The sequence below is a fragment of the Cohnella sp. CFH 77786 genome, from assembly GCF_019400745.1.
GTDB lineage: Bacteria > Bacillota > Bacilli > Paenibacillales > Paenibacillaceae > Cohnella.
In genome coordinates this window covers 82,049-93,817 of the sequence record NZ_WJIB01000001.1, presented here as the reverse complement: position 1 = coordinate 93,817, position 11,769 = coordinate 82,049, and the positions used below count along the sequence as shown (strand labels likewise).

11 protein-coding genes are annotated in these 11,769 nt (G+C 61.4%); all 11 read left to right on the top strand.

Annotation, left to right across the window (positions count from 1 at the left end):
* Window positions 1-185: 185 nt before the first annotated feature.
* The 11 genes from rimP (at window position 186) to pnp (ending at window position 11,638) form a co-directional block, all read left to right on the top strand.
* Window positions 186-647: a ribosome maturation factor RimP gene (gene rimP, locus GE107_RS00450; protein ID WP_219637435.1), complete on the top strand. Its 462-nt coding sequence runs from the start codon at window positions 186-188 to the stop codon at window positions 645-647.
* A gap of 26 nt (window positions 648-673) precedes the next feature.
* Entirely contained in the window at window positions 674-1,771 is a 1,098-nt protein-coding gene (gene nusA, locus GE107_RS00445; protein WP_219637434.1) for a transcription termination factor NusA, read from the top strand.
* A 44-nt stretch (window positions 1,772-1,815) separates the two neighbouring features.
* Window positions 1,816-2,136 (top strand): RNase P modulator RnpM, encoded by a 321-nt coding sequence (gene rnpM, locus GE107_RS00440; protein ID WP_219637433.1) that lies wholly within the window; start codon window positions 1,816-1,818, stop codon window positions 2,134-2,136.
* Window positions 2,123-2,452: a L7Ae/L30e/S12e/Gadd45 family ribosomal protein gene (locus GE107_RS00435; RefSeq protein WP_219637432.1), complete on the top strand. Its 330-nt coding sequence runs from the start codon at window positions 2,123-2,125 to the stop codon at window positions 2,450-2,452. Before rnpM ends, GE107_RS00435 begins: the two co-directional genes overlap by 14 nt.
* Window positions 2,445-5,465, top strand: coding sequence for a translation initiation factor IF-2 (gene infB / locus GE107_RS00430; RefSeq protein WP_219637431.1), 3,021 nt, complete (start codon window positions 2,445-2,447; stop codon window positions 5,463-5,465). Before GE107_RS00435 ends, infB begins: the two co-directional genes overlap by 8 nt.
* 33 nt (window positions 5,466-5,498) lie before the next feature.
* Window positions 5,499-5,855 carry a 30S ribosome-binding factor RbfA gene (gene rbfA / locus GE107_RS00425; RefSeq protein WP_219637430.1) on the top strand — a complete coding sequence of 119 codons (357 nt, stop codon included), beginning with the start codon at window positions 5,499-5,501 and terminating at the stop codon, window positions 5,853-5,855.
* Window positions 5,856-5,914: 59 nt separating this feature from the next.
* Window positions 5,915-6,895, top strand: coding sequence for a DHH family phosphoesterase (locus GE107_RS00420; protein WP_219637429.1), 981 nt, complete (start codon window positions 5,915-5,917; stop codon window positions 6,893-6,895).
* Complete coding sequence (gene truB / locus GE107_RS00415; RefSeq protein ID WP_219637428.1) at window positions 6,892-7,842, top strand: tRNA pseudouridine(55) synthase TruB; 951 nt, start codon at window positions 6,892-6,894, stop codon at window positions 7,840-7,842. Before GE107_RS00420 ends, truB begins: the two co-directional genes overlap by 4 nt.
* Before the next feature lie 29 nt (window positions 7,843-7,871).
* On the top strand, window positions 7,872-8,867 hold the full coding sequence (locus GE107_RS00410; protein ID WP_219637427.1) for a bifunctional riboflavin kinase/FAD synthetase: 996 nt from the start codon (window positions 7,872-7,874) through the stop codon (window positions 8,865-8,867).
* A 149-nt stretch (window positions 8,868-9,016) separates the two neighbouring features.
* Complete coding sequence (gene rpsO / locus GE107_RS00405; protein ID WP_219637426.1) at window positions 9,017-9,286, top strand: 30S ribosomal protein S15; 270 nt, start codon at window positions 9,017-9,019, stop codon at window positions 9,284-9,286.
* A 252-nt stretch (window positions 9,287-9,538) separates the two neighbouring features.
* Window positions 9,539-11,638: a polyribonucleotide nucleotidyltransferase gene (gene pnp / locus GE107_RS00400; RefSeq protein WP_219637425.1), complete on the top strand. Its 2,100-nt coding sequence runs from the start codon at window positions 9,539-9,541 to the stop codon at window positions 11,636-11,638.
* The last annotated feature ends 131 nt before the right edge of the window (window positions 11,639-11,769 follow it).

The following is an 11,769-nucleotide window of genomic DNA, read 5'->3' as shown; positions in this document are numbered from 1 at the left end:
AAAGCAAAAATAGAGGAAAAATTCCGTTGCCAGAAAGACCGGAATATGCTAAACTAATTTTGGTAATCATGTGGATATCACTGTCTGCAGAAGAGTGGGGAAACCCACTCTTTCCGTTTTGCCATGGGCGATTTCGGTTTGCGATGCAGCGACGAATCCATTTGGAAGCACGGGAGGTTGGGCAATTGAGCGCAACGAGTATCAAATCCATTGTGGAAAAATTCGCGACTCCGTATTTGGAGGACAATGGATTCCAATTGGTGGACGTAGAGTACGTCAAAGAAGGGAGCAACCGTTTCCTGCGGCTGTTCGTGGACAAGGAGGGCGGCATCGACATCGACGATTGCGGCCGCATTTCCGAGTTCGTGAGCGCGAAGCTCGACGAGCTGGATCCCATCGAAGAGGCGTATTTTCTCGAAGTCAGCTCGCCCGGAGCCGAACGTCCGCTGAAGAAGCCCGAGGACGTGGCCAAAGCCGTCGGCAAGCACGTGTTCGTGACGACGTACGAACCGGTAGACGGCGCCAAAGAATTCGAAGGAAGGCTGGAAGACTTCGACGGCAAGGCGATGACGGTCGCCATCGGCCGCCGGAAAGTTGCCATCCCTTACGATAAAGTGGCCTCGGCTCGCCTGGCCATCGTATTCTAATTCACCGAAGGAGGGGTCATCCCGACATGAGCATGGAGTTTATCGAAGCGCTGTCCGAAATCGAGCGAGAGAAGGGCATCGCCAAGGATGTCCTGATCGAAGCCATCGAAGCGGCACTCATCTCCAGCTACAAGAGAAATTTCAACACGGCGCAGAACGTGCGCGTCGACATCAACCGTACGACCGGCCAAATCAAGGTTTACGCCCGCAAAACGATCGTGGAGGAAGTCCTGGATCCCCGTTTGGAGATCTCGCTCGAAGCGGCTCGCAGCATCAATCCCCACTATCAGTTGGAAGACATCGCGGAGATCGAAGTCACGCCTCGCGACTTCGGACGGATCGCGGCCCAGACGGCGAAGCAGGTCGTCACCCAGCGGATCCGCGAAGCCGAGCGCGGCCTCATCTACCACGCTTTCGTGGACAAGGAGCAGGATATCGTCACCGGTATCATCCAGCGCATGGATCTTCGCAACCTGTACATCGATCTCGGCAAAGTGGAGGCGGCGCTGCCGCTGACCGAACTCATGCCGACCGACAAGTTCAAGCAGGGCGACCGGGTCAAATCCTACATCACGAAAGTCGAAAACACGAGCAAGGGGCCGCAGATCATTTTGTCCCGTACCCACCCGGGTCTGCTGAAACGGCTGTTCGAGCTCGAGGTTCCCGAGATTTTCGACGGCACCGTCGAGATCCGATCGGTGGCGCGGGAAGCGGGCTTCCGGTCCAAAATCGCCGTGCACTCCCGCAATGAAGAAGTGGACCCCGTCGGTTCCTGCGTCGGACCCAAGGGAGCCCGCGTGCAGACGATCGTCACGGAGCTGAAAGGCGAGAAAATCGATATCGTCCGTTGGTCCGAGTCCGTGGAAGAGTACGTCGCGAACGCGCTGAGCCCGTCCAAAGTGCTCGAAGTCATCGTCTTCGAGGCCGAGAAGATGGCGCGCGTCATCGTGCCGGACTATCAACTGTCGCTCGCGATCGGGATCAAGGGGCAGAATGCGAGACTCGCGGCCAAGCTGACCGGCTGGAAAATCGACATCAAGAGCGAGACCCAGGCCGAGCAGGAATACGGCCGCCCCAAAACGCAGGGCGCGACCATGCACCAGGACAGCGTGTCCATCGACTAGATTCGGCCGCCGCGCCCGCGCGGGGCCGGGAGGGGGGAACAACCTTGAGACCGCGGAAAATACCGCAGCGCAAATGCGTCGCCTGCCAGGAAATGATGTCGAAAAAGGAACTCATTCGCATCGTCCGTTCGCCGCAAGGGGACATCCAGATCGACCTCACCGGCAAAAAGCCGGGGCGCGGCGCTTATTTGCACGGCAAGGTAAGCTGCTTCAAACTGGCCAAGAAATCGAAAGCGTTCGAACGGGCGCTCAAGGTGCCCGTGTCCGCCGAGATCTACGACCGGCTGGAGCAGGATTTCATAAAAGTGGAAGACGAGTTCCACGCGGGCAAGCAGCTGGCGGGTGACGACGATGACGACGAATAAGGCGTTGTCGCGTCTCGGTCTCGCCATGCGGGCGGGGAAGCTGGTTTCCGGGGAAGAAACGGTGCTTAAGGCCGTCCGCGCCGGCGAGGCCAAGCTCGTCGTGCTGGCGAAGGACGCGTCGGACAATACGGGGAAGAAGCTCGCGGACAAGTGCGGCAGCTACAACGTTCCGCTCGTGGTCGGGTTTACCCGCTTCGAGCTGGGCGGGGCCGTCGGCAAGCCTGAGCGCGTCATGTTCGCCGTGACGGATCAGGGGTTCGCCGACATGATCGCGGACGGCTGGGTTCAACATTCGGAGGTGGAGAATATTGAGTAAACAAGATACGAACGACAACAAGGATAAGCTTCGCGTTTACGAATATGCCAAATCGCTCAACATGAGCAGCAAGGAAATCATTACGATTCTCAAAAGGCAGAACAAGCCGGTCAACAATCACATGAGCGTAATGGAGGACGGCATGGTGGAGGCCGTCGAGAAGTTCTTCCGCGACGTCAAAGCCAATGCGGCGGCCAAAATGGCGCAGACGGCGGCCAAGCAGGCCGCTCCGAAGCCGGCGGGAGCGCCCGCAGCCGCTGGCGCGGCCGGACAGCCGCAGCGCAGGGCGGAGGAGCAAGCATCCCGCCCGGCGGTGCAGGCTTCCGCTCCCGCTCCGGCAAACGCGGGCGCAGGCGCGGCGGCACCCGCTCCGCGTCCCGCGGCGGCGGGCCCGGAGGGTCAGGGCGGCGGACGCCCGCAAGGCCAGGGAAGCCACGGCGGCGGGCATCACCGCGACGGAGGCCGTCCGCAAGGCGGCGGTCAGGGCGGTGGAAATAACCGCGACGGAGGCCGTCCGCAAGGCGGCGGTCAGGGCGGCGGGTATAACCGCGACGGAAGCCGTCCGCAAGGCGGCGGCGGTCAGGGCGGCGGGTATAACCGCGACGGGGGCCGTCCGCAAGGCGGCGGCGGTCAAGGCGGCGGATATAACCGCGATGGCGGCCGTCCGCAAGGCGGCGGTCAGGGCGGCGGATTCAACCGCGACGGAGGCCGCCCGCAGGGTCAAGGCGGCCAGGGAGGCGGATATCAAGGCAACCGTCCGCAAGGCCAAGGCGGTGGATTTAACCGCGACGGCGGCCGTCCGCAAGGCGGCGGCGGTCAAGGCGGCGGGTTCAACCGCGATGGCGGCCGACCGCAGGGCCAAGGCGGTCAAGGCGGCGGGTTTAACCGCGATGGCGGCCGACCGCAGGGCCAAGGCGGTCAAGGCGGCGGGTTTAACCGTCCGCAGGGCCAAGGCGGCAGCTTTGGCGGAGGACGCCCGCAAGGCCAAGGCGGCGGCGGATTCGGCGGCGCTGCCCGCGCGCCGGCGCCCGCAGCGGCAGCTCCGGCGCGCGGCGGCCGGCCGGGCGACAACAACCGCGGCGGCCGTCCGGATGCCGGCAAGGGCCGCGACGGCGGATTTGGCCGCGATGCCAAGCGCAAGGACAACGATTTCGGCAAGCGGTTTGACGAAGGACGCGGCGGTTTCCGGGGCGGCAAAGGCAAAGGCGGCAAAAACGCCAAGGGCCGCGGCAACCAGCCTCAGCGCGAGAAGATCGACAACACGCCGAAAAAAGTCATCGTCCGCGGCGAAATGACCGTCGGCGAATTGGCCAAACTGTTGCATAAGGATGCGTCGGAAGTCATTAAAAAGCTGCTGATGATGGGAACGTTGGTGACCATCAACCAGGAGCTCGACTTGGATACCGTCCTGCTCGTCGCCGGCGAATACGGCGTCGAGACGGAAGTGAAAATCGTCGTCGAGGACACCAACTTCGAAACGGTGGAAGAGAATGACGATCCGGACGCTCTGGAAACGCGCGCCCCGGTCGTCACGATCATGGGCCACGTCGACCACGGCAAGACGACGCTGCTCGACGCCATCCGGGAAACGAAGGTCGCGGCGGGGGAAGCCGGAGGCATTACCCAGCACATCGGCGCATACCAAGTCGAGACGAACGGCAAGAAAATCACGTTCCTCGACACGCCGGGCCACGAAGCGTTCACGGTCATGCGTTCCCGCGGCGCCCAAGTGACGGATATCACGATTCTCGTCGTGGCGGCCGACGACGGCGTCATGCCGACGACCGTCGAAGCGATCAACCACGCCAAAGCGGCGAATGTGCCGATCATCGTGGCGGTCAACAAGATCGACAAGCCGGAAGCCAACCCGGACCGGGTCAAGCAGGAGCTTACCGAGTACGGGCTCGTTCAGGAATCGTGGGGCGGCGATACGATTTTCGTCGAAATTTCCGCCAAGCAGCGCCTGAATCTCGACGAGTTGCTGGAAATGATCCTGCTCGTCGCCGAAGTGAACGACTATAAGGCCGTCGTGGACAAACGCGCCCGCGGCACCGTTCTCGAAGCCGAGCTCGACAAAGGCAAAGGCCCGGTTGCCCGCGTCCTCGTGCAGAACGGCACGCTCAAGGTTGGCGACGCCTTCGTGGCGGGCGACTGCTTCGGCCGCGTCCGCGCGATGACTAACGACCGCGGTCGCCGGATCAAGGAAGCCGGCCCTTCGACCCCGGTCGAAATCACCGGCCTGACGGAGGTGCCGCAAGCCGGCGACCCGTTCATGGTGTTCGAAGACGAGCGGAAAGCCCGCGAAATCGCCGACAAACGCGCGATCAAGACGCGCCAGGAAACGATGAAGTCGAACTCCAAGGTGACGCTGGACGATCTGTTCAGCAAGATCAAGGAAGGCGAGATCAAAGACCTCAACGTCATCCTGAAAGCCGACGTGCAAGGGTCCCTGGAGGCGCTCAAAGGCTCGCTCGAGAAAATCGAGGTCGAAGGCGTCCGCGTCAAAACGATCCACAGCGGCGTAGGCGCGATCACGGAATCCGACATTCATCTGGCTGCGGCCTCTTCGGCGATCGTGGTAGGCTTCAACGTCATCGCCGATGGCCGCGCGGCAGCCGCCGCGGAGCAGGAGAAGGTCGACGTCCGCCTGCACCGCATCATTTACAAAGTGATCGAAGAGATCGAGAGCGCGATGAAGGGCATGCTCGATCCGGTTTACAAAGAAACGGTCATCGGCCATGCGGAAGTCCGCGAGACGTTCAAGGTCAGCAAGGTCGGCACGATCGCCGGCTGCATGGTCACCGACGGCAAAATCTCGCGCAATGCGGAAGCCCGCTTGATCCGCGGCGGATCCGTCGTATACGAAGGCAAAATCGATTCGCTCAAACGGTTCAAGGACGACGCCCGCGAAGTCAGCGAAGGCTACGAATGCGGCATCACGTTGGAGAAGTTCAACGATCTCCAGCAGGGCGACATCATCGAAGCGTTCGTCATGGAGTCCGTCGAGCGCTAACCGAGAGAGCGAACTTAGGCGAGGTGATACGGCATGGCCAAATTCCGAACGGGCAGGGTCGGGGAACAGATCAAAAAAGAAATCAGCGGTATCATCCAGACCGAACTGAAGGATCCGCGCATCGGATTCATCACCGTGACCGGAGTGGACGTGACCGGCGATTTGTCGCTCGCCCGCGTGTATCTCAGCATACTGGGCAGCGAAGAACAGAAGGAAGCGACGCTTCACGCGATCGGCCGGGCGAAAGGGTTTCTCCGTACGGAGCTCGGCCGGCGCGTCCGGCTTCGCCATACGCCGGAAATCGAATTCCGGTTCGACAGTTCCATCGAATACGGCAGCCATATCGAATCGCTGCTGCAGCAAATCAACCGGGAAACGCGTCAGCCTTGACGCGTCCCGGTTTATTTGCCAATTGCAGGAATTCCTAATAGACGCTTGGGGGGAAACGGATGTGGGAAGCGAAACTCACGCAAGCGGCGGATTTTCTGAGGGAACGTGACGATTTTCTCGTCGTGTCCCATGTGCAGCCGGATGGGGATGCCATCAGCTCCACCGTCGCGATCGGTTGGATGCTGCACCGGCTGGGCAAGACATTCGCCATGATGAACGAAGGGCCCGTACCCTCGCGCCTGCGATTCCTATGGAAAAGCGGCGACATCATGGGATGCGGGGACGGCGAACCGGAGCGGAAATTCCGGCACGTCATCGCGGTGGACTGCGCCGACTTCGCCCGGGTCGGACCGGCGCAGCGATGGTTCGAGGACGGATACGATCTCCTCAACATCGATCACCACCCGACGAACGATGCGTACGGCTCCGTGAACCTGCTCCGTTTCGATGCGGCGGCGACGGCCGAGATCCTGTACGAATTGGCCGTCCACATGGGGTTTTCCTTGGATGCCGACATCGCCTCCGCCTTATACACGGGGCTTCTGACGGATACGGGCGGGTTCCGCTATTCCAATACGAGCCCGTTCGTGATGGAGGCGGCCTCCCGTTTGCTGGAAGCCGGGGCGCCGGGACCGATGCTGGCCGAGGAGCTCCTCGAACGCATGTCCATGGGGCAGATGCGGATGATCCAGCGCGGGCTTTCCCGGCTCGCGTTTAGCGATGACCAGCGGATCGGCTGGATTTGGGTGACCTCCGAGGATTTGGAGGAAACCGGCGCATCCAACGAAGACCTGGAAGGTCTCGTCAATTATCCGCGGAACATCGAAGGGGTAGAGGTCGGAGTCCTGTTCAAGGAAAACGGCGCGAAATCGGTGAAGGTCAGCATGCGTTCGGCCGGCCGGGTCAACGTGGCGGAAGCGGCCAAGCATTTCGGCGGAGGCGGGCACGTCCGCGCCGCCGGCTGCCGGCTGACGGTTCCGCTGGCCGAAGCGATGGAGCAAGTGATCGCGTATTTACGAAAAGAGCTGGAGGCCCCATGAAAGGAACGACCGTTGCGGCGGACGGAGTGCTGGCGGTCTGGAAACCGGCCGGCTGGACCTCTCACGACGTCGTGGCCAAAGCCCGCCGCCTTCTTGGCGTCAGACGGATCGGCCATACGGGCACGCTGGATCCGGCGGTGACGGGCGTGCTCCCGCTGTGCGTCGGCCGGGCGACCCGGTTCGTGGAATATTTGCAGGAAATGCCGAAAACGTACGAAGCGACCCTCCGTTTCGGAATCGCGACCGACACGGAAGACCTGCAAGGAACCGTCACCGAAGAAGCGGACGTTTCCCATTTGACGGAGGAACGGATGAAGGAAGCGGTACTCTCCTTCTTAGGCGAGATCGAGCAAATCCCTCCGATGGTTTCCGCCGTCAAGGTGAACGGCAAACGTCTGTACGAGCTTGCCCGGCAAGGGATTGCCGTCGAGCGCAAACCGAGAAGAGCGACGATTCACGCGATCGACATTCTGAACGTCACCGCGGGGATCTCCCGGCCGGAGATCCGGTTTTCGGTCCGCTGCTCGAAAGGGACATATATCCGGACGTTGTGCGTAGATATAGGACGAAGACTCGGCGTTCCCGCAGTGATGGCATCGCTCGTCCGTACCGAGAGCGCGGGACTGAGGCGCGAGCAATGCGTGACGCTCGAGGACATTCCGGAGCTGGTCCGTGAAGGGACGCTCCGGGACCGGATCGTTCCCGCCGACCGCTTGCTCACCCATCTTCCGAGAACTTCGGCACCGATGCCCGAATCCCTGCACGCGGTACAAGGCAAGCCGATTCGGGCTTCCCGCTTGAATCCCGTGCCGGAGGGAGCGGGATTGTGGCTGGTGGACCGGCCCGGCGGAGGGTTTCTCGGCATTTTCGAACTGGAAGAGGACTCCGGATGGCTGCGCGCCGTGAAGGTGTTTCCGCCCGCGGAGCACGACCAAGACGGGAATTAACCGGTCGCAGCCACGGTTTGCAAAGGGGAATGGCAGTGGAGAGATACGAATTGACAGCAGAGGCGGTCGGAGACGGATCGTCGCTTCCGGCGGGAGCCCGCAAAGCGGGGGGATTGTCGATCGCCATCGGATTTTTCGACGGTGTCCATCTGGGGCACGCGGAAGTCATCCGCCGCGCGGTCGCCCAGGGGCGCGAGCGCGGCCAGACGCCTGCGGTGATGACGTTCGACCCCCATCCGAGAGCCGTATTGGGGCAGGGCGATCAATACCGGACGGTTCTTACGCCCCTGGAGGACAAGCTGAAGCTTCTCGAATCGCTGGGGGCGGAAGCCGCCTACGTCATCCGGTTCGACCGCGCGTTCGCGGAAATCACCGCGGAGAAGTTCGTCCGGGAGCTGCTTCTCCCTCTCGATGTCCGGACGGCCGTCGTCGGCTTCGACTTTTCTTTTGGTCACATGGGGGAGGGCAATTCCGATACGCTGCGCAGATGCGGGGAAGGCGCCATCGAGGTGGCGGTGGCGGAGCCTGTGGAGGGCGGCGGAGACAAGGTCAGCAGCACGCGGATCCGCGAGGAACTCGCCGAAGGTCGCTGCGACATCGCCGCCCGGCTCTTGGGCCGGCCTTACTCTTTGAGAGGGACGGTCGTGCACGGACAAGCCCGGGGCCGGCTGCTCGGCTTTCCGACGGCCAACGTACTGCCGGAGCAGCCTTACGTCATCCCGCGCGTCGGCGTCTATGCCGTCACGGCCGGAGTCGTCGGCGGCCGGGGGGAAGTTGAGGAAACGCATGACGCGGTGCTCAACGTCGGATACAGGCCCACCTTCGAAGCCCCCATGGGCGAGTTGAAGCTGGAAGCGCACTTGTTCGGCTTCTCGGGGGATTTGTACGGTCGGCCGATCGAGCTGACGTTCCGTGAATACCTGAGGGACGAACGGAAGTTCGGCTCCGTAGACGAGCTGGTCGCTCAGATCGCCCAAGACTCGGATCGCGCGCGGTCGATTCTTGACCGGCTGAGGGAACAATAATTTTCGCGGTTGCATTGTAACTCCATGGCCGGGTGTGCTATACTAAATCACGTTGCGCGTTCGCGCGCAGCCAGAACCTTGGCTTGGCCGCCCGATCTCACCGTCGGCGGCGAGGCTAACGGCGATTCCAACGAAGGAGGTGAAACAGGATGGCACTCACTCAAGAGCGTAAACAAGAGCTGATCGAACAGCACAAGACGCACGCTTCGGACACCGGTTCCCCGGAAGTCCAGATCGCTATCCTTACGGAAAACATCAACAACTTGACGACCCACCTGCGGGAACACAAGAAGGACCACCACTCCCGCCGCGGTCTGCTCAAGATGGTCGGTCAGCGCCGTAAGCTGCTGGCGTACTTGAAGAACAAAGACGTTGAACGGTACAGCGCCCTGATCGAGAAACTCGGCTTGCGCCGCTAATTCCGTGACCCGCCAAGCAACCTGGCCGAATCGCTCGGGACGTTTCCGTCCCGAACGGTCCTGGGTTGCTTTTTATATCTCCAGGGCCCCCCCTTTGCCATCGGAAGCGGGGAACCAGGAAACGTCGCTTTCGGGGATGATTTCGGGTTCAGGCCGTTTTCCGATCGCGTTTTCATGCCTAACGAAGATGCCGGCAGGAAATAATGGGAACAGTGTCGAATGTACATAGGTCTAAATGAAGGAGGTTTATGCATGGAACACCGCGTGTCAATGCAGCTCGGCGGAAGGCCGTTCGAGCTGGAGACGGGACGCCTGGCCAAACAGGCGAACGGAGCGGTCGTCGTCCGTTACGGGGACACGGTCGTCCTGTCGACGGTTACGGCTTCCCCGGGTCCGAAGGACCTGGACTTTTTTCCGCTGACCGTCAACTATGAAGAGCGGCTGTATGCCGTAGGGAAAATTCCGGGCGGATTCATCAAGCGGGAAGGACGCCCGAGCGAGAAAGCGATTCTCGCCAGCCGCCTGACCGACCGGCCGATCCGGCCGCTGTTTCCGGAAGGCTTCCGGAACGACGTTCAGATCGTCAACCTCGTCATGAGCGTCGATCAGGACTGCTCTCCCGAAATCGCCGCGATGATCGGCACTTCTGCGGCGCTCTCCATCTCCAACGTCCCGTTTAACGGGCCGATCGGAGGCGTCATCGTCGGACGGGTGGACGGACAATTCATCATTAATCCGACGGTCGAGCAGGAAGAGAAGAGCGACCTGTACGTCGTCGTGGCGGGTACCCGTGAAGCCATCATGATGGTCGAGGCGGAGGCCGACGAAGTGCCGGAAGCCGATATGCTCGAAGCGATCATGTACGGCCACGAGGAAATCAAGAAAATCGTCGCCACGATCGACGAGCTGGTCGCCAAGGCCGGCGCTCCGAAGATGGAGGTTCAGCTTCACTCCGTGGATCCGGCGGTCGAATCGGATGTACAAGCCTACGCGCAAGCCCGCTTGGTCGAAGCGGTCCGCATTCCGGAGAAGCACGCCCGGCAGGACGCCATCGACGCGATCAACGCGGAGACGGTCGAACATTTCGAGACGGTCTATGCCGAGACGCCGGAGAAGCTCGCCGACGTCAAAGAAGTGCTGTACGACATCGTCAAAAACGAAGTGCGCCGGCTCATCACCCACGACAAGGTCCGTCCGGACGGACGCGCATTGGACGAAATCCGTCCGATCACGTCCGACGTCGGCCTGCTGCCCCGGACGCACGGTTCCGGGTTGTTCACCCGCGGCCAGACCCAGGCGCTTAGCGTATGTACCCTCGGCGCTTTGGGAGACGTGCAGATTCTAGACGGCATCGGCCTCGAAGAGTCCAAACGGTTCATGCACCATTACAACTTCCCGCCGTTTTCCGTCGGCGAAGCGCGGCCCCTGCGTCCGCCGGGACGCCGCGAAATCGGCCACGGAGCGCTCGGAGAACGCGCCCTGCTGAAGGTCATTCCTTCCGAGGCGGAGTTTCCGTATACGATTCGTCTCGTATCCGAGGTGCTGGAGTCCAACGGTTCCACTTCCCAGGCGAGCATTTGCGCGAGCACGCTGGCCATGATGGACGCGGGGGTTCCGATCAAGGCCCCGGTGGCGGGCGTGGCGATGGGACTCATCAAGGATGGGGACCATTTCTCGATTTTGACGGACATTCAAGGAATGGAAGACCACCTCGGGGATATGGACTTCAAAGTCGCGGGAACCTCGGCTGGCGTTACGGCGATCCAGATGGACATCAAGATCGACGGCATCGACCGCGATATTCTCACGCAAGCGCTGGATCAGGCGAAGGCGGGCCGGATGTTCATCCTGGACAAGATGCTCGAGACGATGAAAGAGCCGCGCAAGTCGCTCAGCCCGTATGCGCCGAAGATCATTTCGATGAAGATCCACCCGGACAAAATCCGCGACGTCATCGGATCCGGCGGCAAAATCATCAACAAGATCATCGAGGACACCGGGGTCAAAATCGACATCGAGCAGGACGGCTCGGTTTACATCTCCTCGACCGACGAAGAGGCCAACCGGAAAGCGCAGAGAATCATCGAAGGCATCGTGAAGGAAGTCCAGGTCGGGGAAATTTACACCGGCACGGTCAAACGGATCGAGAAGTTCGGCGCGTTCGTCGAAATCCTGCCGAACAAGGACGGTTTGGTCCACATTTCGCAGCTGGCGAACGAACGGGTCGCGAAGGTCGAGGACGTCGTGAGCATCGGCGATCAGATCGTCGTGAAGGTCACCGAAATCGACAACATGGGCCGGATCAACTTGTCCCGCAAGGCGCTGCTCGGCACGGAAGAAGTGTCCGTATAACGGACGGGTTAAAGCCGTGTCGACCCCGTTGGGACGGCCGCGGTTTAGCATACGAGAAGCCAAAAGAGACTGTGAAGGTCTCTTTTTGTTTTTTTTCGCATAGGATACGGGAGAAAATCGGACGAGACGGG